At 65.6% G+C, this 23,403-nt stretch carries 22 protein-coding genes; 17 read left to right on the top strand and 5 right to left on the bottom strand.

Going from position 1 to position 23,403, the window contains the following annotated elements; translation table 11 throughout:
* From HMPREF3113_RS03080 to HMPREF3113_RS03055, 6 genes are all read left to right on the top strand, one after another.
* Positions 1 to 730: lytic transglycosylase domain-containing protein (locus HMPREF3113_RS03080; protein ID WP_139146284.1), on the top strand; the 730-nt coding region annotated here is incomplete at its 5' end.
* A 171-nt stretch (positions 731 to 901) separates the two neighbouring features.
* Positions 902 to 1,522 carry a ubiquinol-cytochrome c reductase iron-sulfur subunit gene (gene petA, locus HMPREF3113_RS03075; protein ID WP_019186259.1) on the top strand — a complete coding sequence of 207 codons (621 nt, stop codon included), beginning with the start codon at positions 902 to 904 and terminating at the stop codon, positions 1,520 to 1,522.
* A gap of 2 nt (positions 1,523 to 1,524) precedes the next feature.
* Positions 1,525 to 2,784: a cytochrome b gene (locus tag HMPREF3113_RS03070; protein ID WP_019186260.1), complete on the top strand. Its 1,260-nt coding sequence runs from the start codon at positions 1,525 to 1,527 to the stop codon at positions 2,782 to 2,784.
* 37 nt (positions 2,785 to 2,821) lie between these two features.
* Complete coding sequence (locus HMPREF3113_RS03065; RefSeq protein ID WP_254665228.1) at positions 2,822 to 3,523, top strand: cytochrome c1; 702 nt, start codon at positions 2,822 to 2,824, stop codon at positions 3,521 to 3,523.
* A gap of 160 nt (positions 3,524 to 3,683) precedes the next feature.
* Positions 3,684 to 4,319, top strand: coding sequence for a glutathione S-transferase N-terminal domain-containing protein (locus HMPREF3113_RS03060; protein WP_019186262.1), 636 nt, complete (start codon positions 3,684 to 3,686; stop codon positions 4,317 to 4,319).
* A 152-nt stretch (positions 4,320 to 4,471) separates the two neighbouring features.
* Positions 4,472 to 4,915, top strand: a complete 444-nt coding sequence (locus HMPREF3113_RS03055; RefSeq protein WP_019186263.1) for a ClpXP protease specificity-enhancing factor — start codon at positions 4,472 to 4,474, stop codon at positions 4,913 to 4,915.
* Between the two features lie 178 nt (positions 4,916 to 5,093).
* Here HMPREF3113_RS03055 and HMPREF3113_RS03050 read toward each other — a convergent pair whose 3' ends face one another.
* The 4 genes from HMPREF3113_RS03050 to HMPREF3113_RS03035 all read right to left on the bottom strand — a co-directional run bounded on the left by HMPREF3113_RS03050 (position 5,094) and on the right by HMPREF3113_RS03035 (position 7,801).
* Positions 5,094 to 5,450: a DUF3301 domain-containing protein gene (locus HMPREF3113_RS03050; protein WP_019186192.1), complete on the bottom strand. Its 357-nt coding sequence runs from the start codon at positions 5,448 to 5,450 to the stop codon at positions 5,094 to 5,096.
* Positions 5,451 to 5,532: 82 nt separating this feature from the next.
* Positions 5,533 to 6,582: a DUF2272 domain-containing protein gene (locus HMPREF3113_RS03045; RefSeq protein ID WP_070470690.1), complete on the bottom strand. Its 1,050-nt coding sequence runs from the start codon at positions 6,580 to 6,582 to the stop codon at positions 5,533 to 5,535.
* A gap of 95 nt (positions 6,583 to 6,677) precedes the next feature.
* The gene (nadC, locus tag HMPREF3113_RS03040; protein ID WP_070470688.1) at positions 6,678 to 7,535 is read right to left on the bottom strand and encodes a carboxylating nicotinate-nucleotide diphosphorylase; all 858 of its coding nucleotides are present in this window, start codon (positions 7,533 to 7,535) and stop codon (positions 6,678 to 6,680) included.
* Complete coding sequence (locus HMPREF3113_RS03035) at positions 7,532 to 7,801, bottom strand: Trm112 family protein (protein WP_019186189.1); 270 nt, start codon at positions 7,799 to 7,801, stop codon at positions 7,532 to 7,534. The genes nadC and HMPREF3113_RS03035 overlap by 4 nt, the downstream gene beginning before the upstream one ends.
* Before the next feature lie 59 nt (positions 7,802 to 7,860).
* On the opposite strand from HMPREF3113_RS03035, the gene purE reads away from it, so the two are divergent.
* Both purE and HMPREF3113_RS03025 read left to right on the top strand, forming a co-directional pair.
* Positions 7,861 to 8,364 (top strand): 5-(carboxyamino)imidazole ribonucleotide mutase, encoded by a 504-nt coding sequence (gene purE, locus HMPREF3113_RS03030; RefSeq protein ID WP_019186188.1) that lies wholly within the window; start codon positions 7,861 to 7,863, stop codon positions 8,362 to 8,364.
* On the top strand, positions 8,361 to 9,509 hold the full coding sequence (locus tag HMPREF3113_RS03025; protein ID WP_070470687.1) for a 5-(carboxyamino)imidazole ribonucleotide synthase: 1,149 nt from the start codon (positions 8,361 to 8,363) through the stop codon (positions 9,507 to 9,509). The genes purE and HMPREF3113_RS03025 overlap by 4 nt, the downstream gene beginning before the upstream one ends.
* A gap of 129 nt (positions 9,510 to 9,638) precedes the next feature.
* Here the strand turns inward: HMPREF3113_RS03025 and HMPREF3113_RS03020 are convergent, their stop codons facing one another.
* The gene (locus HMPREF3113_RS03020; RefSeq protein WP_070470685.1) at positions 9,639 to 10,220 is read right to left on the bottom strand and encodes a superoxide dismutase; all 582 of its coding nucleotides are present in this window, start codon (positions 10,218 to 10,220) and stop codon (positions 9,639 to 9,641) included.
* A 162-nt stretch (positions 10,221 to 10,382) separates the two neighbouring features.
* Between HMPREF3113_RS03020 and grxD the strand changes: the two genes are divergently transcribed.
* The 9 genes from grxD to HMPREF3113_RS02975 all read left to right on the top strand — a co-directional run bounded on the left by grxD (position 10,383) and on the right by HMPREF3113_RS02975 (position 23,384).
* Positions 10,383 to 10,703, top strand: a complete 321-nt coding sequence (gene grxD / locus HMPREF3113_RS03015; RefSeq protein ID WP_019186185.1) for a Grx4 family monothiol glutaredoxin — start codon at positions 10,383 to 10,385, stop codon at positions 10,701 to 10,703.
* Positions 10,700 to 11,440, top strand: a complete 741-nt coding sequence (locus HMPREF3113_RS03010) for an SDR family NAD(P)-dependent oxidoreductase (protein WP_070470683.1) — start codon at positions 10,700 to 10,702, stop codon at positions 11,438 to 11,440. Before grxD ends, HMPREF3113_RS03010 begins: the two co-directional genes overlap by 4 nt.
* Before the next feature lie 431 nt (positions 11,441 to 11,871).
* Positions 11,872 to 15,030, top strand: a complete 3,159-nt coding sequence (locus HMPREF3113_RS03005; RefSeq protein ID WP_037554124.1) for a TonB-dependent receptor — start codon at positions 11,872 to 11,874, stop codon at positions 15,028 to 15,030.
* Positions 15,031 to 15,327: 297 nt separating this feature from the next.
* Positions 15,328 to 16,716: a nucleotide 5'-monophosphate nucleosidase PpnN gene (gene ppnN, locus HMPREF3113_RS03000; RefSeq protein WP_026070247.1), complete on the top strand. Its 1,389-nt coding sequence runs from the start codon at positions 15,328 to 15,330 to the stop codon at positions 16,714 to 16,716.
* 161 nt (positions 16,717 to 16,877) lie between these two features.
* The gene (locus HMPREF3113_RS02995; RefSeq protein WP_070470704.1) at positions 16,878 to 17,393 is read left to right on the top strand and encodes a GspH/FimT family pseudopilin; all 516 of its coding nucleotides are present in this window, start codon (positions 16,878 to 16,880) and stop codon (positions 17,391 to 17,393) included.
* Positions 17,390 to 17,872 carry a type IV pilus modification protein PilV gene (gene pilV, locus HMPREF3113_RS02990; RefSeq protein WP_070427004.1) on the top strand — a complete coding sequence of 161 codons (483 nt, stop codon included), beginning with the start codon at positions 17,390 to 17,392 and terminating at the stop codon, positions 17,870 to 17,872. The genes HMPREF3113_RS02995 and pilV overlap by 4 nt, the downstream gene beginning before the upstream one ends.
* Positions 17,869 to 19,038 (top strand): PilW family protein, encoded by a 1,170-nt coding sequence (locus HMPREF3113_RS02985; RefSeq protein ID WP_070427005.1) that lies wholly within the window; start codon positions 17,869 to 17,871, stop codon positions 19,036 to 19,038. Before pilV ends, HMPREF3113_RS02985 begins: the two co-directional genes overlap by 4 nt.
* Before the next feature lies 1 nt (position 19,039).
* The gene (locus HMPREF3113_RS02980) at positions 19,040 to 19,558 is read left to right on the top strand and encodes a pilus assembly PilX family protein (protein ID WP_070470681.1); all 519 of its coding nucleotides are present in this window, start codon (positions 19,040 to 19,042) and stop codon (positions 19,556 to 19,558) included.
* A 10-nt stretch (positions 19,559 to 19,568) separates the two neighbouring features.
* Positions 19,569 to 23,384: a pilus assembly protein gene (locus tag HMPREF3113_RS02975; RefSeq protein WP_070470679.1), complete on the top strand. Its 3,816-nt coding sequence runs from the start codon at positions 19,569 to 19,571 to the stop codon at positions 23,382 to 23,384.
* Positions 23,385 to 23,403 lie beyond the last annotated feature (19 nt).

Below are 23,403 nucleotides of genomic sequence, written 5' to 3'. Positions count from 1 at the left end.
GATCGCCCGCGCGGCGCCAGCGCCGGCCCGGGCCGATACCGCCACCGCGGCGACTGCGATCAACCCGGCCCCGGCACCGTCCCCCGTCCCGGCCACGGTGCTGACCGCGCCCTCCGCCCCGGCGGCGGCTGGCAACAAGGCTGGAAAGGTCCGCAGTGGCGAGCTGTACGCCTATATGAAAGACGGCGTGCGCCATTACACCAGCGCACGCCCGAGTGGGGTCGCCAGCCTTGGCCAGGTCCGCACCATCCACTACAGCTTCATCGAGCGCTGCTACGCCTGTGGCGCCAACCCGGCGGTCAACTTCGGCTCGGTACGGCTCAACACCACGGCCTACCAGAGCGAGATCGCCGCTGCGGCCCGCGAGTTCGGGGTGGAAGAGGCGGTGGTCCGCGCGATCATCCATGCCGAATCGGCCTACAACCCGACCGCGCTCAGCCGGGCCGGCGCGCAGGGGCTGATGCAGCTGATGCCGCCAACCGCGCGCCGCTTCGGGGTCAGCGATTCCTTCGATGCCTCGCAGAACATCCGCGGCGGCGTGCAGTACCTGTCCTGGCTGCTCAAGCGCTTCAACGGCGATCTCACCCTGGCCGCGGCGGGCTACAACGCCGGCGAGGGCGCGGTCGACCGCCATGGTGGCGTGCCGCCTTACAGCGAGACCCAGTATTACGTGAAGCGGGTGGCCCTGTTGGCCGACCGCTACCGCGGCGCCGTGGCCAGCCATCAATGACCCATGGCGCCGGTGGTGCCTGATGCCGTACTGTCGGGGTAATGTCGTTCCGTAGGACCGTGTTGTGTGGCCGACTTCGGTTCAGCTACACTCGCGGCTGATTCAATGTGGACTGGCCCCCACCGGTCTGCTGGCAGCCTCAAGCTACCTAAATCAATATCGGAGTGCCGGATGGCCAACGATGGGGTAAACGATCCAGTCAACACTGGACGTCGGCGGTTTCTCTCAGCAACCACTGCGGTGGTCGGAGCGGTCGGCGTCGGATTTGCAGCGGTACCGTTCATCAAGTCCTGGAATCCCAGCGCCCGCGCCAAACTGGCCGGTGCCCCGGTGATTGCCGACATCAGTGCGCTCCAGGAAGGCCAGCGTCTGGTCATGGAGTGGCGTGGACAGCCGATCTGGATCGTCAAGCGCTCCAAGGCCATCCTCGATGCGCTGCACGGGCTGGACGGCCGCCTCAAGGATCCCGAGTCGGGCGAGAAAGAGCAGCAACCCGAGTACGTGCTCAAGCAGAATCCCGAATTCCGCTCGATCAAGGCCGAGGTCTCGGTGCTGGTCGGGCTGTGCACCCATCTGGGCTGTTCGCCGGAAATGGTCGCCGAGATCCGCCCCGAGCCCTACGACCCCCAGTGGAAGGGAGGCTACTTCTGCCCCTGCCACAAGTCGCGCTTCGACATGTCCGGTCGCGTGTTCAAGGATGTTCCGGCACCGATCAACCTGCTGGTGCCGCCGCACCATTACCAGGACGACAACACCATCATCATCGGCGTTGATCCGCAGGGGGCGGCTTGATCATGGCCAATATCCTTTCCCGCACCGCCACCGGCGTCGCCGACTGGGTCAACGCACGCGCGCCGGGCCTGATGCCGGTCTACCGCAAGCACGTCACCGAGTACTACGCGCCGAAGAACTTCAACATCTGGTACTACTTCGGCTCGCTCGCGCTGCTGATCCTGGTCAACCAGATCGTCACCGGCATCTTCCTGACGATGCACTACAAGACGAACGCGGCCGAAGCGTTCGCCTCCATCGAATACATCATGCGGGACGTGGAGTGGGGCTGGCTGATCCGCTACATGCACTCCACCGGTGCCTCGCTGTTCTTCATCGTGGTCTACCTGCACATGTTCCGCGGGCTGCTCTACGGCAGCTACCAGAAGCCGCGCGAGCTGGTCTGGATCCTCGGCATGCTGATCTACCTGGTGCTGATGGCCGAAGCCTTCATGGGCTACGTATTGCCATGGGGCCAGATGTCGTTCTGGGGCGCGAAGGTGATCATCTCGCTGTTCGGTGCGATCCCGGTGATCGGCACCGGCCTGACCGAATGGATCATGGGCGACTACCTCCCCAGCGACGCCACCCTCAACCGCTTCTTCGCCCTGCACGTGATCGCCCTGCCGCTGGTGCTGTTGCTGCTGGTGGTGCTGCACCTGGGCGCGCTGCACGAGGTGGGCTCCAACAACCCGGACGGCGTGGAGATCAAGAAGGGGCCGAAGGGCAACCGCTGGTCGGCCATCGCGCCTACCGACGGCATTCCCTTCCACCCGTACTACACGCTCAAGGATGCGGTCGGCGCCGGCTTCCTGCTGATCATCGCCGCCTTCATCATCTTCTTCGCGCCGGCCTTCGGCGGCCTGTTCCTGGAACATGACAACTTCACCGAGGCCAACCGCCTGGTGACACCCGAGCACATCAAGCCGGTCTGGTACTACACCCCGTACTACGCGATGTTGCGCGTGGTGCCCAACAAACTCGGCGGCGTGATCGTGATGTTCTCGGCGATCGCCATCCTGTTCCTGGTGCCGTGGCTGGATCGCGCCCGGGTGAAGTCCTACCGCTACCGCGGACTGCTCTCGCGCGGTCTGCTCGGCATGTTCGCGGTGTGCTTCGTGTGGCTGGGCGTGATCGGCTCCGGCCCGGGTACGGATGCGCACGAGACCTACATCGGGCGCGTGCTGACCTTCCTGTACTTCGCCTTCTTCATCACCATGCCGCTATGGACCAAGCTGGACAGGACCAAGCCGGTACCGGACCGGGTGACCACGCATGACTGACCACTGGATTGTCCGGCTGGCCTGCGCAGCGGCCCTGATGTTTGGCGTAGCGGTGGCCGATGCCGCCGAAGGTGCCAAGACCCTGCAGGCCGGCAACGACCTCAGCGACCGTGCGTCGCTGCAGCGTGGTGCACAGCTCTACATGAACTACTGCTCGGGCTGCCACGCGCTGAAGTACCTGCGGTACTCGCGCATGGCCGCCGATCTCGGGCTGAGCGAAGAAGAGGTCATGAACAACCTCAACTTCACCGGTACACCGGTCGGTGAGCCGATCCCGGTGACGATGCCCAAGGCGCAGGCGGAAAAGTGGTTCGGCAAGATGCCGCCGGACCTGAGCCTGATCTCGCGGGTGCGGGGCAGTGACTGGGTCTACACCTACCTCAAGTCGTTCTACCTCGATCCCACGCGTCCGCTGGGGTGGAACAACACCGTGTTCCCGAATGCCTCCATGCCCAACCCGCTCTGGGAAATGCAGGGGCTCCAGCACGCCGTGCACGGCAAGCCGGAGAACCCCGGCGAAGACCCGCCGGTGGTCGGCCTGAAGATCGAACAGCCCGGCAACATCGATGCCGGCCAATACGATCAGGCGGTGCGCGACATCACCAATTTCCTGGAGTATGCCGGTGAGCCGGCCGCCCTGAAGCGGCAGAAGCTGGGGGTATGGGTGATCCTGTTCCTGGCGCTGCTGACCTTCCTGGCCTATCTGCTCAAGAAGGAATACTGGAAGGACGTCCACTGAGCGGTCCGGCGCCTTCCCGCGGCGATCGTTCCCCACGTGGGACGATCGACCTATTGGCTTTTGTGATGTGCGGTTGCACACTCGGGTACTGTGACGACCGTCAGCAATGGGCTGGCGGCGCCGATACGACCGGCGGTTACCGGACGTTGGAGAGCCTTTGATGGCGGCGAGCGTACGCATGCGGAATACCCTGACGCTGTTTTCCTCGAACGACGATGTCCTGTGCCATCGCGTACGGCTGGTACTGGCGGCCAAGGGCGTCACTTATGACTCCGTGCCGGTCGACCCGCAGAACCCGCCCGAAGATCTCATCGATCTCAATCCGTATCACTCCGTGCCCACCCTGGTGGAACGCGAGCTGGTGCTGTACGCGGCCTCGGTGGTCAGCGAGTACCTGGACGAGCGCTATCCGCACCCGCCGCTGATGCCGGTCGATCCGCTCTCGCGGGCCCGCATCCGCCTGGCGATGCTGCGCATCGAACACGACTGGGTGCCGCAGGTGCAGGCCATCCAGCTGGGCAACAAGACCCAGGCCGAGGCCGGGCGCAAACGTCTCAAGGAACTGCTGACCAGCGCGGTGCCGCTGTTCAAGGCCAGCAAGTTCTTCCTCAATCCGGAAATGAGCCTGGCCGACTGCGCGATGGCGCCGATCATCTGGCGGCTGCAGGCGCTGGACGTGCCGTTGCCGAAGGATGGCAAATCGATCGAAGACTACGGCAACCGCATTTTCCGGCATCCGGGCTTCATCCGCAGCCTGACCGATCAGGAAAAGAAGCTGCGCGATCTGCCGGTCTGATCGGCAGGGGCGAGCGCCGCGTGCGGCACGGCTGTACTGAACGAAATCGCGGTGCCGGTACGCGCCATGGCTGACCTGCGGGTAGGCGGGCGCGTACACTTGCATCAGGCAATCCGGATCAAGAGCAGCCGAGCACGGCTCGGCTCTACCACATGACAGAAGACACTTTTCGCATGACCAGCCACCGCCCGTACCTGTTGCGGGCCTTGGTGGAATGGATCAATGACAACGACCTGACGCCGCACATCCTGGTCGACGCCGGCATGCCCGGCGTGCAGGTTCCGCAGAGCGCGGTCAAGGACGGTCGCGTCGTGCTGAACATCGCCGAGCGCGCCGTGGTACGCCTGCATATAGACAATGAGAGCGTGAGCTTCTCGGCCCGTTTCTCCGGCACCAGTTACCCCGTGCAGGTGCCGATCTCGGCCGTGCTGGCGGTGTACGCCCGCGAGACCGGGCAGGGCATGGCGCTGCCCGATGACATCCCTGGCCATGAGCCGGGCCCGGACGACGAGCTGCCGCCGGACGATTCACCGACCCCGCCGGACGACGCACCGCCCAAGCCCAGCGGTCGCCCGCATCTGCGGGTGGTCAAATAAGACACACGATGGCCGCCGCAAGGCGGCCATTTTCATGGGTAGAGCCGACCGTTGGTCGGCTGCTCTCCGCGCCCATCAACGGCAACGACCCGGTAGAGCCGACCGTTGGTCGGCTGCTCTCCACGCCCATTGACGGCCACGGCCAACGGCAGCCGACCAACGGTCGGCTCTACCGGGGTCAGACGTCTTCGGCGTCGCGGGTATCGATATCGCGCCGGATCTCGCTGATCCGCGCCGCCGACGGCCCCACGAAGGTGATCAGCTGATCGCCGCGCAGCACCATGCGCCCGCTGTGGCGGTCCACGCCATCGTGCGAGTACTCGAACTTGAAGGTGCGCTCCCAGCCCAGCCAGCCATTGTCCTTGCGGCATACGCGCAGGCCGGTGGCATGCACGCTCTGGTCCAGCCACTGCACGTCGGCTGCGCGGCAGGCGTTGCGCCCGAGCACACCGGCGCGTTCGGCGGCGGCACGCGAGGAATTCCAGAAGGCGTAGGCGAACGCGCCGGCAATCATCAACAGGATCAAACTGGGCATCGGTGACTCGGCGCGGTCAGGGAGGTCGGTGACTCCAAGATGGCGACGAACGCGGCGCGGATCAAGCCATACGCCATCAAGATCAGGGTGTGCGGGGTGGCGGGACCGGCGGGCGGGGCGGCACCACGGTGGGGGCCCGCATCGGTGCCTGGGACGCCGGCGATGCCATCGGCGGTGCCGTGGCACCAGCACCGGCAGCGGGCGGGGTCACCGGGTCCGGGGTGACCGTCGGCATCGGCGCGGGCGCGGTGGCCACCAGTTTCAGCAGGGCGGCCCAATCCTGGCGATTGAAGCTGCACTCCTCTTCGCGGCCGGGCGTGCAGCCCAGGTCCATGCCGTCGCTCGCCGTGGCTTTGGCCGGCGGCAGCTCGATCCGGCCACTGCGGTCCAGCGAGAGTTTGCGCATCGCCACGGTGTTCATGACGTTGCCGCCGATCAGATACAGCGTGCGGTCACCGCCCATGTTGGCCGCGATGACCACTTCGCAGTGCGATTTCCAGTGCGTGACCGAGCCGTTGGACAGCGACTGGACCAGGCCGCTGTAGCTCAGCGTTTCACGCCGGTCGCGGAGGTAGCACAGCAGGTCGCCGGGTGCAGGCTTCTCCTGCGCGGGATCGGCCATGCGGTACGGACCACTGTTCTGGAAGGCGGCCCGGATATAGTCGATGTGTCGGGGCGAACGGGTAAAGCCGGGTACCGAGGCGCGGGTCATCACCCATGAGATGAAGGCCGCCGACCATGGGTTGTCGATCAGGAAAGCACGGCAATCGGTATCGGTATAGCGCGTACCCGGCGGGGCCATGCAGCTCGATGCGCCGGGTTGGCTTCCCATCGGCGACAACGTGCCGCTCTGCCGCCAGTAGCCGACCACGCGCTGCCAGGCGACCAGGCCGTTGTCGGCCAGGTGGACGTCCTCGGCTTCGGTGACGCTCAGGCTGGCCGCGCGTCCATCGCGGTCGATGAAGGGCCGATACCAGAGGCGATGTTCAGTGCAGGCAGTCCGGACGATGTTGATCGCCACCGGGCTGAGCCCGAAGCGCGGTGGCACATCGCAGACCTCGGCTGCGGATGCCTGGAGCGGCAGCAGCGCGAGCAGGGGAGACAGGCAGGCGAGAAGCGGCAGGCAGCGCATGCGTGCAATCCAGATGGGGGCAGACGCAGCCTCGCAGACCGCATCTGCCCATACCGTGAAAGCGGGAAGGCATCGCCCGCGGATCGGCACGCGCTTCAGCCGGGGGGCGGGCCCAGTTTCAACGACAGGTCGATCGCCTGCACGTGCTTGGTCAACCCACCGATCGAGACGCAGTCCACGCCGTCCTCGGCGATCGCGCGCAGCCCGTCCAGGCCGACGCTGCCGGAGACTTCCAATGGAATCCGCCCGGCCGCGATGCGCACGGCCTCGCGCCGGGTGGCGGCATCGAAGTCATCGATCAGGATGCGGGTGCAGCCCACCTCCAGCGCCTCGCGCAGCTGGTCCAGGTCTTCAACCTCGACCACCAGCGGCAACGCCGGCCACTGCACGCGCGCTGCCTGCACCGCCGCGGTCAGCGAGCCGGCGGCGCGGATGTGGTTTTCCTTGAGCATGACCGTGTCGAACAGGCCCAGGCGGTGGTTGTCACCGCCGCCACAGCGCACCGCGTACTTCTGCGCGACGCGCAGCCCGGGCAGCGTCTTGCGGGTGTCCAGGATCCGCGCGCCGGTGCCGGCCACCGCCGCGACGTACTGCGCGGTGGTGGTCGCCGTGCCCGACAGGGTCTGCAGGAAATTCAGCGAAGTGCGTTCGGCGCTCACCAGGCTGCGGTTGCGGCCCTGCAGGAGGGCCAGCACGGTGCCGGCGACGACACGGTCACCCTCGGCCACGCGCCAGTCGATCCGCACCTGCGGATCCAGCGCCCTGTGGGTCGCATCGAACCAGGGGCGGCCGGCGATCACCGCGTCCTGCTTGCACAGCAGGTAGGCAGTGTCGGGGCGGTCCGGGAGCAGGGCGGCGGTGACATCACCGCTGCCGATGTCCTCGGCCAGTGCACGGGCCACATCGGCGGCCACCAGGGCGGCCTCGGGGGCCGGCACGGGGAGGTGGCTCATTTTTCCGGGAAATCGGCGATCTGGGCGGTGGCAATGGCCTCTTCGGCCAGCAGCACCGGGATGCCATCGTCCACGCGGAACACCTGCTTGCGGTCGCGGGTCAGCAGGGCCTCGCGCAGCGTCTGCGCCTGCGGGCTGCCATCGGCCTTGAGCACGGCGCCGCTGCCGATCGCGCGGTTGAGCGCGTCCAGGCCGGTGGCATCGAGCAGGGACAGGGGCTGGCGCGTATCGGGCGAGCACAGGAGGTCGAGCAGCTTGCGATCCATGGATTCTTCGTCTTGCGTGGAAGACGGCTAGAATACGTCTTTAAGGCAGGTGACGGCCAATGACCCTCAACCAAACCGCGCCGCTCGTCGGCATCGTCATGGGTTCCCGCTCGGATTGGGAAACCATGCAGCACGCCGCCCAGAAGCTGGATTCGCTGGGTGTTCCCTATGAAGTGAAAGTGGTCTCGGCGCACCGCACGCCGGACGTGCTGTTCACCTACGCCGAGCAGGCGGGCCAGCGTGGCCTGCGCGCGATCATCGCCGGTGCCGGCGGGGCCGCGCACCTGCCGGGCATGATCGCCGCCAAGACCGCCGTGCCGGTGCTGGGCGTGCCGGTGCAGTCCAAGGCCCTGAACGGCATGGATTCGCTGCTCTCGATCGTGCAGATGCCGGCCGGCATCCCGGTCGCCACCTTCGCCATCGGCAACGCCGGCGCCTCCAACGCGGCGCTGTTCGCCGCGGCGATGCTGGCCTCGGACCAGCCGGCGATCGGCGAGGCGCTGGAGGCCTTCCGCGCCCGCCAGACCGAAGACGTCATGGCCCACGACGACCCGCGTCAATGAGCGTCAGGACCGTTGGCATTCTGGGCGGCGGTCAGCTGGCCCGCATGATGGTCCTGGCCGGTGCGCCGATGGGGCTGCGCTTCGAGCTGTTCGACCCCGCCGCCGATGCCTGTGGCGGCCAGGTCGCGCCACTGCAGGTGGCCGCGTTCGAGGATGAGGCGGCCCTGGCCGCGTTCGCCGCCCGCGTGGACGTGGTGACCTTCGATTTCGAGAACGTTCCGGCGCGCAGCGCCAAGTTCCTGGCCGAGCGCGTGCCGGTGCATCCCCATCCGGATGCGCTGGCCGTGGCCCAGGACCGGCTCAGCGAGAAGACCCTGTTCCAGTCGCTGGGCATCCCGCTGCCAGCCTTCGCCGATATCCGCAGCCGTGACGAACTGGCCGCCAAGGTCGCCGAGTTCGGCATGCCCTGCATCGTCAAGACCCGCCGCCTGGGCTATGACGGCAAGGGCCAGTTCCGGATCCGCAGCGCCGCCGATATCGACGCGGCCTGGGACACCCTCGGCAGCCAGGTCGAAAAGACCGGCCTGATTCTGGAAGGTTTCGTCGCCTTTGATCGCGAGGTCAGCGTGGTGGCGGTACGGGCGCAGGATGGCGAGTTCCGCGCCTGGCCGATCACCGGCAACTGGCACGTCAATGGCGTGCTCTCGGCCAGTCTGGCCCCGGCGCAGCTGTCGGCGGCCCAGCATGAGGCGGCCATCGGCTACGCGCGCACCCTGGCCGAGCGGCTGGACTATGTCGGCGTGTTCGCGCTGGAGCTGTTCTGCCGTGGCGATGAGCTGCTGGCCAACGAGATGGCCCCGCGCGTGCACAACTCCGGCCACTGGACCATCGAAGGCAGCGAGACCTCGCAGTTCGAAAACCACCTGCGCGCCGTGCTGGGCCTGCCGCTGGGCGATACGCGCATGCTGGGTCATGCCTGCATGCTCAACTGGATCGGGCAGATGCCGGAGGCCAACGCCGTGCTCGCCCAGGCCAGCGGCCATTGGCACGATTACGGCAAGCAGGCTCGGGACGGGCGCAAGGTTGGCCATGCCACGCTGCGTGATGACGATGCGGCGGTGCTGGCCGATGCATTGGAACGTGTCGGTGGGCAGCTTGATCGCGGCGAGCAGGTCGCGCCGGTGATCGAGATCCTGCGCGGTTAGAGGTCCGGTAGTGCCGGCCGCTGGCCGGCGCTGGCGGTGCGAGGTACAAGGGGAGCCGGCCAGGGGCCGGCACTACTTGCCAGGGCGCATGACCTGGACGCACGACCAACGGCCGTGCGCTGCCGGGCATCAGTCGCGCAGCTGCGCGGTAACGAAGTCCCAGTTCACCAGTTTCCAGAAGGCCTCCAGATAGCGCGCGCGCTCATTCTGGTAGTCGGTGTAATACGCGTGCTCCCACACATCGCAGGCCAGCAGCGGGGTGCTCTCCCCGGTCAGGGGCGTGCCCGCGTTGCGCGTCACCTGGATCGCCAGCGCGCCGTTGGGATGCTGTACCAGCCACACCCAGCCCGAGCCGAACAGGCTCAATGCCGCCCGGTCGAACGCCTCGCGCAGCCGTTTGGCATCGCCGAAATGACGGGTCACCAGTTCGCCCAGCCGACCCTGCGGCTCGCCACCGGCGCGCGGGTGCAGGCAGTGGAAATAGAACTGGTGGTTCCAGGCCTGGGCCGCGGCATCGAACAGGCTGCCCTGGCTCTGGCGGACGATGTCCTCCAGCGGCAGCTCGGCCAGTTCCGTGCCTTCGATACATGCGTTGACCGTGTCCAGATAGCCGCGCAGGTGCCGCCCGTGATGCAGGTCCAGCGTCTGCGCCGACAGGTGGGGTTGCAGGGCGGTGCGGTCGTAGGGGAGGCGAGGCAGTTCGAGGGGCATGGGCACGACAGATTGGGAAGGGAAAGCGCCGCGCGATCGCGGATCGGCATCAGTGTGGCCGATGGCAGGGTGCCCACCACGCGAAGGTAGGGCATACAATGGCGGCCAGGGAAGTCTATCCGACCGGTGAGGCCGGGTTGTCCCATTGGAGGGAGAGTCGTTGTGGCGGTGATGCAGCAGATCCAGTCCGAAGTCGAACGTTACCCCCTCGTGTTGTTCATGAAGGGCACTCCGCAATATCCCATGTGCGGCTTTTCCAGCCGTGCCATCCAGGCATTGATGGCCGCCGGCGCGATCGCGCTGCGCACGGTCAACGTGCTGGAAGAACCCGAGATCCGCGCCAACCTGCCGCGCTTCTCCAACCTGCCGACCTTCCCGCAGCTGTTCATCCACGGCGAGCTGATCGGTGGCTGCGACATCGTGCTGGAGCTGTTCGAATCCGGCGAGCTCAAGCGGATCGTCGAAGAGGCCTCCCAGCCGTGAGCGCGGTCCCGTCCGTGGTGGTCGGGACCGGATCGCTCGCCGATCGCGTCATTCTCATCGCCGGGGCCGGGGGAGGGTTTGGCAGCGCCGCAGCCGTGGCCTGCGCGCAGGCCGGGGCAACCGTCGTCCTGCTGGGGCGCAAACCGCGCCGCCTGGACCGGGTCTATGCCGCCGTCGAGGCAGCCGGTCCCGAGCCGCTGCTGTATCCGCTGGATCTGGAAGGGGCTACCCCCGACGATTACGCGACCTTGGCCGAACGCCTGCAATCCGAACTTGGCCACCTGGATGGGGTGCTCTACTGTGCGGCCGATTTCGCCGGGCTGACCCCGTTCGAGCTGGCCGACCCCGCCGCCTTCGCCCGCGCCGTGCACGTGAACCTGACCGCGCCGGCCTGGCTGGCCCAGGCCTGCCTGCCCCTGCTGCGCCAGAGCGACGATGCCGCGCTGGTGTTCACCGTGGACGACCCGGCACGGGTGGGGCAGGCCTATTGGGGGGGCTATGGCGCCGCCCAGCACGGCCTGCGTGGGCTGATCGCCTCGCTGCATGACGAACTCGGCCGCAGCCCGGTCCGGGTCAGTGGCCTGCAGCCGGGCCCGATGCGCACGGCCCTGCGCGCCCGAGCGTTCTCGCTGGATGAGGACCGCACCGCCCGTGATCCGGCCGAGTGTGCCGCCGCCGCGGTCCTGCTGTTGTCCGCTGCCGGCGCGGCGTATCGCGGCCAGATTCTCGACGCCTGAGCGCCGCAAAGGCGTCACCGCTGGCGCGAACGTGCCCAGAGCCTCCTGAATGTGCCCCGGGCCTCCTAAACGTTGCCCCGGGCTCCTTATGGGTAGTGCCGGCCGCTGGCCGGCTCCCCAGCCAACCCGCAGAACGCCAACCGGACACCGCTGAGGCCCTCAGTAGCCCGCATTCAGCCGGTCACAATCAAATGTGAAGATGGCGTCATGATCCCGTTGTGATGGCGTGTGTTTTGTCGCCAAACCGTCACAATCCGAGGCTATCGTGTTAATCTAGTGTTAACCGTTGCGGCTGAAACCAGCTCGCGGCTAGGGAACCCAGATAAAAGTCCAGTCAGCCGCCAGCAAGGCTGCTTGGGCGCGTTTTTTCTCCGCCATCGCCAATCTCGCATCGAGGCTACTCCCCAATGACCCACTCCCGTTGTCTCCGGATGTCCAAGCTCACGCTTGGTCTCGTGGCTGCACTTGCCGCCGCTCCCGCCTTCGCCCAGAGCACCTCTTCCGGTGTGGGCGGTCAGGTCACGTCGGCTGCAGGCGCGCCTGTCGTCGGTGCAGAAGTCACCATCACGCACACCGAGTCGGGCACCGTCAGCCGCGCCACGACCGATGCATCGGGTCGTTACAACGCGCGCGGCCTGCGCGTGGGTGGTCCGTACACCATCACCATCAACAAGCCGGGTGAAGGCACCAAGACGGAAGAGGGTGTGTACCTCGGCGTCAACCAGATCGGTACCGTCAATGCGGCACTGACCGGCGACCTCGCTGCAACGAACCTCGATGCCGTGCAGGTCACCGCCGTGGCCGCAGGCTCGGAAGTGTTCAGCGCCACCAAGATGGGCTCGGGCACGTCGATCAGCCAGGAAACGATCGAAGCCATGCCGTCCGTCGGCGGCAACATCCAGGACATGATGCGCCTGGACCCGCGCGTCGCTTTCGTTGACCGTGCTTCGGGCAGCATCAGCGCCGGCGGCCAGAACCCGCGCTACAACGCCGTCCGTATCGATGGCGTGTCCGCCAGCGACACCTTTGGCCTGGAAGGCAACAGCTTCCCGACCCGTCGCCAGCCGGTTTCGATGGAAGCCATCGAAGCCATCAACGTCGACCTGTCCAGCTACGACATCACCATCACCGGCGCCACCGGCGCTGTGGTTGATGCCGTGACCAAGTCGGGTACCAATGAGTTCCACGGCTCGGTCTACGGCTACATGCGTGACGGCAGCTGGTTCGGTGACAACCCGGGTGGCGGCAAGTTCAACGGTTTCGAAGACGAGAAGACCTACGGCTTCACGCTGGGTGGCCCGCTGGTGAAGGACAAGCTGTTCTTCTTCGCCAACTATGAGAAGTTCGAGCAGTCCGCCCCGGGCGCCGACATCGCCGGCAGCGCCATCGGCGCCGGTACCATCACCGATGCCCAGATCGCGCAGGCCCAGCAGATCTTCCAGGAGCGCTATGGCGTGTCGGCGGGCAGCTACGACGCCGCTTCGGACACCAACCTCGAAGAGTACGCGCTGAAGCTGGACTGGAACATCACCGACAATCAGCGTGCGAGCTTCCGCTACAGCAAGCTGGAGCAGGACAAGCTGCGCATCAATGGCTACGGCCAGACCACCGGTGCCTCGATCAGCTCGTACTGGTACCAGCACGACAAGAAGATCGAGTCCTACGTCGGCCAGCTGTTCAGCGACTGGAGCGACAACTTCTCGACCGAAATCAAGGCCAGCTACCGCGATTACTCGGCCATCCGCAATCCGTCGGCTCCGGGTACTCCGGCGATCCTGATCGGTTTCGGCGGTCTGAACTCGAACCGCGAGTCGGTCGCCAACCCGACCCTGTACCTGGGTACCGAAGCCAACACCCAGTACAACGAGCTGTACACCAAGACCTGGAACTACTTCGCCTCCGGCACGCTCACCCTGGGCGACCATGACGTGAAGTTCGGTGCGGATTACAGCAAGAACGAAATCTACAACCTGTACGCACCGAACATTGACGGTTACCTGGTCTACAACGGCATCGAAGGCTTCCGTAACAACACGCCGGTGGTCAGCACCTGGCGCAACCCGGTGGACGGTGGCGTGGAGAGCCTTGCGGCCGACTACGACTACACCACCCTGGGCCTGTTCGTGCAGGACACGTGGTACGTCAACAACAACCTGACCCTGACCCTGGGCGTGCGTGCGGACAAGTACGACACCAACAAGGACACGGCCTACAACCAGCGCGCCAGCGAGTTCTTCGGTTACGACAACCGTTCGATCGGCGACAACGGCTTCCTGGTGCAGCCGCGCGTGGGCTTCAACTACACCTTCGACAGCGATCGCCCGACGCAGCTGCGCGGTGGCGTTGGCCTCTTCCGTGGTGAAGCGCCGCAGGTGTGGCTGGGCAACATCTACGCCAACAACGGCGTGAACTTCACCCAGGGCACCGATTACCCGTACAACAACCGCAACCGTCCGGCACAGCAGGTCGTGAACTTCGTCTCCGACGATTTCCGCACCCCGTCCGTGTACAAGGCCAATCTGGCGTTCGATCACGAACTGCCGTGGAACGGTCTGGTCGCATCGGCCGAGCTGCTGGTGACCAAGGTCAAGGATGGTCTGTACTTCAAGCGCCTGGAACTGATGCAGCCGAGCTACACCGGCGGTCCGGACGGTCGCAACTTCTACTGGGGCAACGTTGCCAACGCCTCGACCTCCAAGTCGACCACCCCGAGCTGGGTGAGCGATGCCGTGCTGCTGGACAACACCGACAAGGGCCGCACCGCGCAGTTCACCGTGTCCCTGGCCAAGCCGTTCAGCCCGGACAGTGACTGGGCCTGGAACCTGGGCTACACCTATACCGATGCGAAGGAAGTTGCCAGCAACACCTCCTCGGTGGCGACCTCGAACTGGAACAACAACTACATCTTCCAGGCCAACGAGAACGCGCTTGCGCGCTCGCGTTACGAGATCCGCAACCGCATCTCGGGTTCGGTGAACTGGAAGCATGCGTTCTTCGGTGACTACGAGACCCAGGTCGGCATGTTCTATGAAGGCCGTACCGGTCGTCCGTACAGCTTCGTGTACTCCAACGACATGAACGGCGACGGCCGCACCTACAACGACCTGTTCTATGTGCCGAAGGGTCGTGGCGACGTGCTGTTCACCGGCGGTGCCGCCATGGAAGAAGCCTTCTTCGCATGGATGGAGAACAATGCACAGCTGAACCGTTACGCCGGCCAGGTGACCCCGCAGAACTCGGCTCGCGCCGGTTGGGTCAACACCTTTGACGTGCGTATCACCCAGCAGTTGCCGGGCTTCATGAAGGGCCACAAGTCCGAAATCTGGCTCGATATCCAGAACGTGGGCAACCTGCTCAACAAGAAGTGGGGTCGCATCGACGACTTCGGCTTCTATGCTGACCAGGGCATCGCCAACTTCCGCGGCATCGACCCGACCACTGGCAAGTACCTGTACGAGTTCCGTGCAGAGCGCCAGGGCAACACGAGCGCCACCGTGACCGACAGCGCCTTCGCCAACGCGGACGCCGACGGTTTCAACACCGGTGTGTCGCAGTGGTCGCTGCAGCTGGGCTTCCGCTACAAGTTCTGATGCGTCGGACCTAGTGGATGATTGAAAAGCGGCCGGGGTAACCCGGTCGCTTTTTTTTGTCTGTCAGGACGAGGCGGCTGGAGCGCCCCGGTCTCCATCGGCCGCCCCACTGAGTGTTGTGCTGGGTAGTGCATTCCTGTATATTCAGTTGGTTGCGCGGAAATCAGTGCAATTGCGACGGCCCAGTGCCCCTGTCGCGGTCAGGACATATCCAAACGGTCGGGTTTCCCGGCCGTTTTGCTTTTTAAGGGGGCAGCGGTACAGTCGGTAACCTTGAGGAAAGCGAACAAGATGGACATGACGATCAACGAAAAGCCGGCGCGTACGCTGCCGGTGCAGGACGCGCGGATCTACCCGCGCGGTGGGCTGGATGTGTTGTCGCGCGCTGAAGTGGCACGCCTGCGCGACGCCTCCGGCGGCGGCATGCACGAGCTGCTGCGCCGCTGCGCGCTGGCCGTGCTGACCAGCGGCAGCGCCTCGGACGATCCGCGCGCGGCGCGCGATCTGTATCCCGATTTCGATATCCAGGTGGCGCAGCAGGACCGCGGCGTGCGCATCGATCTGGTCAACGCCCCGGCGATGGCCTTCGTCGATGGCGAGATCATCCGCGGCGTGGCCGAGCTGCTGTTCGCCGTGGTCCGCGACCTGGCCTACATGGCCATCGAGATGGGCCCGGCCTACGCGGCCGAGCTGGAGTCGTCCGAGGGCATCACCAACGCGGTGTTCGGGCTGCTGCGCAATGCGCGCATCCTCAATCCCGGCGACCCGAATCTGGTCGTCTGCTGGGGCGGTCATTCCATTGGCCGCGATGAGTATCTGTACACCAAGCAGGTCGGCTACGAGCTGGGCCTGCGCGGGCTGGATATCTGCACCGGCTGCGGTCCGGGCGCGATGAAGGGCCCGATGAAGGGCGCCACCATCGCCCATGCCAAGCAGCGCAAGACCACCACGCGCTACATCGGCCTGACCGAGCCGGGCATCATCGCCGCCGAGTCGCCGAACCCGATCGTGAACCATCTGGTGATCATGCCGGACATCGAGAAGCGTCTGGAAGCGTTCGTGCGCATCGGCCACGGCATCATCGTGTTCGCCGGTGGCGTCGGCACCGCCGAGGAGATCCTGTACCTGCTGGGCATCCTGCTGCGCGAAGAGAACAAGGACCTGCCGTTCCCGCTGATCCTGACCGGCCCGACCGTGGCCGCACCGTACTTCGAGCAGATCGACCGCTTCATCCGCCTCACCCTGGGTGAAGAGGCCGCCAGCCGCTACGAGATCATCATCGGCGACCCGGTCAACGTCGCCCGTAAGATGGCCCAGGGCATCAAGCGCGTGCGCGAGCACCGCCTGGCGCAGAAGGATTCGTTCTTCTTCAACTGGTCCATCGAGATTCCGTGGGAGTACCAGCAGCCGTTCGTGCCGACCCACGAGGCGATGGCGTCGCTTGACCTGCACCACGGCCGTCCGCCACATGCCCTGGCGGCCGACCTGCGCCGCGCGTTCTCCGGCATCGTGGCCGGCAACGTGAAGGAAGACGGCATGCGCCGCATCGAGCAGTTCGGGCCGTTCGAAATCCACGGCGATGCGGACATGATGCAGGCCCTGGATGAACTGCTGCGCGCCTTCGTCGAGCAGCGCCGGATGAAGATCTCCGGCGAGTACCAACCCTGCTACAAGGTCATGGCCTGAGGGCCTGACCGGGCCGGCGGCGGGCAGGGGCCGCTGCCGGTTCTCGATCTGCGTCAACCCATTGACGCCTGTCGCCTCCGGGCGACCGTTCGTCCTGCCGCCGCTTGCTGATCGGCGGCGGGGCGTTCATCTTCTGTGTCATCAACGCTGGGGAGCGTTTCATGTCTTTGCGCCGGTCCAACGGCTTCACACTGATTGAGCTCATGGTGACCATGGCGGTGCTTGCCGTGCTGGTCGCGGTGGGGTTCCCGAATTTCCTGAGCGTGATCCGTTCCAACCGGGTGGTCGCGGCCAACAATGAAGCGCTGGGCCTGCTGTCGCTCGCGCGCAGCGAGGCGATCCGCAACAACAAGGGCGGCGGTGTCTGTGGCAGCGCCACCGGCACCAGCTGCGACGGGGACTGGAACAGCGGCATCCTCGCCTTCGCCGACCCCGACGGCAGCGGTACCCTGGAAACCAGCGAAACGGTCCTGCGCTACAGCCAGGGCCACCCCAGGCTGGTGGTGGACGGGCCGGACAACGTGGCCATCAGTTTCGACGGGCGAGGTCGCCGCCAGGCGCCTGGCGACCAGACGCTGACCCTGCGGCCGGACGAATGCAGCGGCCAACCGATGCAGCGCACCGTGACCATCAATTCCTCCGGCCAGGCACGCAGTGCCCAGGGAGCGTGCCAATGAAGCGCAAGCATCCTCGCCGCCTGCGCGCAGCGCCGGGTGGCTTCACGTTGATCGAGGTGCTGGTTGCCATTGTCGTGCTTGCTTTCGGCCTGCTCGGCTTCGCGCTGCTGCAGACCATGAGTGTGCGCTTCACCCAGAGCGCCAACTACCGCACCCAGGCGACCAACCTGGCGTACGACCTGATCGATCAGATGCGCGCCAATCGCTATCAGGCGGCCTGGTACAGCACGGCATCGTTCTCGCCCGGGACGGTGGCTGTTGCCGGGGCCTGCGGCCGCCCGACCGGCAATGCGGTCACCATCCAGCAGAACGTCGCGCGGTGGCAGTGCCAGGTGGCCAAGGCATTGGGCGAGACCGCCAGTGCCAACGTGGCCTACGAAGATGGCAGCGTCACCGTCCAGATCGCTTGGGGTGACCAGCGCTGGGACAAGGACAAACCCGATGAAAAGACCACCTTCACCGTGACATCGCAGCTATGAGCCCTTTCCCGAACACACGGCGCAGGCAGTCGGGTCTGTCGCTGATCGAGCTGATGGTCGCGGTGGTGATCGGCACCGTGCTGATGCTGGGCGTCATCCAGGTCTTCATCGCCTCGCGCACCGCCTCGAGGTTGGCTGAAGGCGTGGCACGCACCCAGGAAAACGCCCGGTTTGCGATCGATTTCCTCGAGCGCGACATCCGCATGGCCGGCCACTACGGCTGCGTCAACGATCAGGCGCATTTCATCAAGGACGAGGGCGACCCGCGCCATCATTTCACCGCTGCGTCCGGGGCCGGCAGTCCGCTGGATTTTTCGGTGGCGGTGCAGGGCTATGAAGCGGGGGGTACCGCGCCGGGCGATACCCTGACCCTGGGCGAGGCCTGGAGTGACGCAGGCAACCTGCCGTCCGAGATCGTCGGGCTGAATCCACTGGGGGGCAGCGATGTGCTGGTACTGCGCTTCCTGGCCGGTGAAGGCGTTCCGGTCACGGCCATCACCGCGGACAGCGGCGGCAGTGAATTGACGGTGGACACCGAGCGCGCCGCCCGGTTGAGCCAGGGCACGCCCGCTGCGCCGACCATGTTCGGTATCGCCGATTGTGCCCACGTCGACATTTTCCCGGGAAGCGTCGCCGGGGGCACCGTCACGGCGACCAACGCGGACCTGTCCAGGTATGCGCCGCCCAATGGGCAGACGCTGGTCTACCGCGCCGAGTCCATCGTGTACTACATCGGGGCCGGCGCGTCCGGCGAGCCAGCGTTGCGCCGTGCCCGCGCCAATGCGGCCGGCGCGTACCCGGCCGAGCTCAATGAGGAGCTGGTGGAAGGCATCGAAAACCTGCAGGTTCTGTTCGGCCTGGATTCGACCCCGGACATCAGTGTCGATGCCTCGCCCATCGGCAACATCACCGTGCAGGCAACCGCCAGTGGCGTCTCCACGGGCACCGACGCGGCCGCGGCCGGGCAGTGGCGACGCGTGGGCCTGGTGCAGGTCGGCGTGCTGGCGCGCAGCCCGCAGCCGGCCGATGCGCTGCAGGCCCAGCAGAAGGTGGCTCGCCAGGGCGCACTGGGCGTGGAGTTCGCGCCGTCCGATACCCGTGATACGCGCTACCGGGCCAGCTATGAGGTATCGGTGGCCTTGCGCAATCGACTCTATGGGAACTGACATGCACGCCTCCGTCCGCCCCGTCGTTCGTTCTCCGGCCCCACAACGCCAGCGTGGCGCCGTGCTGTATGTGGCGCTGGTGATGTTGATCCTGCTGGCGCTGATCGGTATCGCGGGCATGCAGGTCGCCGGCATGCAGGAGAAGATGTCGGCCAATTATCGTGCGAGCAATCTGTCCTTCCAGAACACCGAAGCGACCGTGCGCACTGCCGAGCATCTGGTGGAGAAAATCGCCAATCGTCAGGAGCTGCCCGATGGCAGCCTGATTGTCGCCGGCGACATCGATGCCGGCTGCGATGCTGCCTTCGACCCGTCAGAGTGGGGCAGCGAGCAGAGTTCCGATGCGGTTCCAGCGGTAACGGTCAGGCAGATCGATACCTGCGTGCCCTTCGGCACCGGCGTGGGCCTGGGCGGGCCGCGCGATACCCCCATTCCCATCTATCAGATCACGGGCTACGCCGCCGATGACGCTGAACATCCCACCTCTTCGACCGTGATCGACACGGTTTTCAAGCTCTGAGGACGCGCACATGGTATCGCGCAGGACCACACTCATTTCCGCGTCGGTACTGGCCGTTCTGGTCGGCGGCGGGGTGCTGACCTATCAGCTGATCGCCGCGCAGGGGCAGGGGACGCTGTCCCAGGTGCCGTTGAACAACCAGGTGCAGGCGCAGCCGGCCTTCATCATGACGGTCGACAACTCCGGCTCGATGACCTTCCAGACCCAGTTCCCCGGGGCGGATGGCCAGGCCTGCTGGAATACGACGGCCAAGAGTTTCTTCAGCAGCACCAAGACGCTCAGTACTACGGGTACCTGCGCCTTCTATTACGTGCTGCCGGGCACGCGCATTTCCGGCGCGTATTACGGCATTGCACCGTTCGACAAGTTCGGCTTCGCACGCTCCCCGACCTACAACCCGGCCTTCTACAACCCCACGATCAAGTATGAGCCGTGGATGCGCTATGACACCGCCCAGGAAAAGGTGGTCGATTACGCACAGGCAGCCACGTCCAAGACCCTGATAGATCCACGCCTGGCGGCGAACGCGGCCAACACGGTGGATCTGACCGCGGCCACTACCGGCGTGTTCAACATGGTCGATGGAATGGTGGTGCCCCAGGGCACTGTCTTCGCGGCGAACGGGAAGGACGGAACGGCCTACGCGGCGAACAAGGACTACACGTGGAAGACCACCGATTTCTACGTGGCGGGCAGGAATCAGACCCAGCCAACGCGGTACGACGCGACCTTCACCTACGTTCCAGCGACGTTCTTTCTTCCGTTCACGGGGAAGAGTGATCCGGTTCCGGAGTTGGCCGGGAGCCCTGGCGCCTACACGGCGGTAGCGCGCACGGAGGCCGCCAATGCCTGTGGCACGGGTTGCACGATGTGGAAGTACACGATCAAGAGCACCGACGGCGTCGCGTTGCAGAACTTCGCCAACTGGTTCTCCTACTACGGCAACCGCAACCGCTCCATGATCGCCGGCATGACCCGATCCATGGCGACGGTGGACAACCTGCGCGTGGGCTATTTCAAGATCAACGACAACGCCGACTACGACATGAGCGACAAGGGTGCGGCGTTGCCCATCCGCGATCTGGGTACCAAGGACGACAAGCGTGCGTTGTACGCCGACATGATCGCGTTGAACGCCTCGGGCAGTACACCCAATCGCCAGGCGGTGAAGGCGGCGGCCACCCAGTTCACCCGCACCGATGATCAGGCGCCGGTGCAGCTGGCTTGCCAGAAAAACGCCGTCATGCTGTTCACCGATGGCTACAGCAACCTTGATGGCCCGGAGGTCGCCAATGCCAATGGCGACGGCAACATGGGCATTCCGTTCAAGGATAGCTACGACAATACGATGGCTGATATCGCCGCTTCGTACTACATCAACAAGGATGGCAAATCCCCACTGCGTCCGGAACTCGCGCCTGGGCTGGTGCCGGTGCCGGAGGCCTGCAATACGGCCAACCCGGATCCGCGCCTGGATTGCCAGAAGAACCTGCACGTCAATTTCTACGGCATCACCCTGGGCGGGCGCGGCAAGCTGTTCAATCCCGATATCGTCCAGGACCCGTATACCAACGCCTCCATCTACAACAACTGGCCAAAGCGCGAGAACGGTGCGATCAGCACCATCGATGACATCTGGCATGCCGCCGTCAACACGCGTGGCGAGTTCATCAACGCGCGTACCCCGGCCGACATCACCCAGGCCATGCGCCGCGTGCTGTCGTCGGTGACGGCCGGTGCATCTTCCTCGGGCAGCTACGCGCAGTCGGGCGCGCGCATCGGCACCGGCTCGATGGCGGTGGCACCGTACTACGAGATCGCCAACGAATCGACCGACTGGTTCAGCCGCCTCACCGCGAGCCAGATCACCGTGGACCAGGCCACGCGCAAAGCGGTGTACACCACCGCGTGGGAAGCCAGCGCCAAGATGCCGCAGCCGACCGCGCGCAAGGTGTTCTTCGGTACGAACACCGACGTGCTTCCCTTCAGCAGCAACAGTGTCACGCTGGAGTCGTTGTGTGACCTGTCCCCGTCGTTGTACCCGGGCATGGCCCGGTGTTCGGCTGGTGAGCTGACCGATCTCGGCGCGACGCGCGCAAACGCGGTCAGCTACCTGCTGGGCGAAAGGAGTCTGGAAACGCGGCGAGGGGGGCGCTTCCGCGACCGCACCACGGTGCTTGGCGACATCATCAATTCGTCGCCGGTCATCAGTGCCCCCATCGATGACTACGGTTATCGCGGGCTGGATCAAGGCCTGGGCGCGAGCTACGCCACCTACCTGGAGACCAAGCGCAGTGGGCGTTACATGGTCTATGTCGGCGCCAACGACGGCATGCTGCATGCCTTTGATGGCGGCATGGGTGTAAGCGGTACGATGGATAGCAGCGGCGGCGCGGAAACGTTCGCCTACATTCCCGCCACCTCCATGGGGCACATGGGCAACCTGTTGTTCCCGCTCGATCCGAACAATCAGGCCTTCCAGAAGTTTTCTCATCGCTACTATGTCGATGGTCCGGTCGCCGTGTCCGATGCGCGTATCGGCACCAGCTGGGGTACCGTACTGGTCGGCAGTACCGGCGCGGGCGGCCGCGGCGTGTTCGCACTGGATGTGACCAAGCCGGGCAGCTTCGGCACCGGCAGCCGCCTGTGGGAAATCAATGACCTCAGCGGCTCTGATGGCGTGAAGGCCAATATCGGCCATGTGCTGGGCAAGCCGGTCATCGTTCCGTTCAAGGACGCGAGCGGAACTGTGACCTGGAAGGCCATCTTCGGCAATGGTTATGGCAGTGCCAGTGGCAAGGTGGTGCTGTTCATGGTGGACATCGGCACCGGCTCCCCCAACATCACGATGATCGAAGCGTCCGAGACGGCAGGAAGCCCGCCGGCTGGCAAGAATGGCCTGGGCAACATCCTGGTGGTCGACCGTTGGACCGGCAGCGGCCGCAATACGCGCGGCCGTGACGGTTATGCCGATACGGTGTACGCGGCCGACCAGAAGGGCGCGGTATGGAAGTTCGATCTGCGCGATACCAGTGCGAGGGTTTCCACGCCGCTGTTCACCACGCAGACCAGCACCAGGAATGGTTTGACCTACCGTCAGCCGATCACCGGCGGCATCAACGCCACCAACGGTGATCGCGGTGGGGTGATGCTGTTCTTCGGCACGGGCAGTTTCGTCTTCAACGAAGATGTCCGTGACGAATCGATCCAATCCCTGTACGCGGTCCTGGATGCCTCCGACGAAACGCCTTCCCTGACGATGACCGCGGCCGATCTGCGTCCGTATACCGTCTCTGCCTCGGGTGATGTGCGGACGATGACGCCGGGCACGATCCCCGCCGATTCGCGCGGCTGGCATGTCGACCTGCCGGCGGGCGAGCGCTTCCTCGCGTATCCCGCGCTGGCGTCCGGTGTGGTCTTCATGCCCACCTATGTGCCCAATCCAACCACCAAGAGCTGTGCGTCGGATGGCTCCAACTGGCTGTTCGGGCTGAGTGCGCAGTCCGGTGCGCCGGCATTGTCGAAAATGCGCGCCGGGTCGCCGACCGGCACCAAGTTTGGCGCTGGCACGGCCGCGGTTCCGCTGTCGACCGGCGGCAACGCCCCGGTGAAGGATGTCGGGGTGCAGGTACTGCCGCGCCAGCAGCCACCCGGCAAGATTTCCGGCGACAGCCCAGGCGGCGGTGGACCGGGTTCACCTGGCGGCACGCCACCCCCGGTGGACCCGCCCGCCGAGCCCTGCCAGATGCTGGTCACTGCGGCAGGCGGCGTCCCCATGTACGTGCCGTATCCCTGCGGACGCCAGTCCTGGAGGCAGTTGCAATGAGTCGTTCGTTTCCCACCCT

The sequence above is a fragment of the Stenotrophomonas sp. HMSC10F06 genome, assembly GCF_001807865.1.
GTDB lineage: Bacteria > Pseudomonadota > Gammaproteobacteria > Xanthomonadales > Xanthomonadaceae > Stenotrophomonas > Stenotrophomonas bentonitica_A.
The sequence above is the reverse complement of the archived record's forward strand: the minus strand, read 5'-3'. Positions and strand labels throughout refer to the sequence as shown.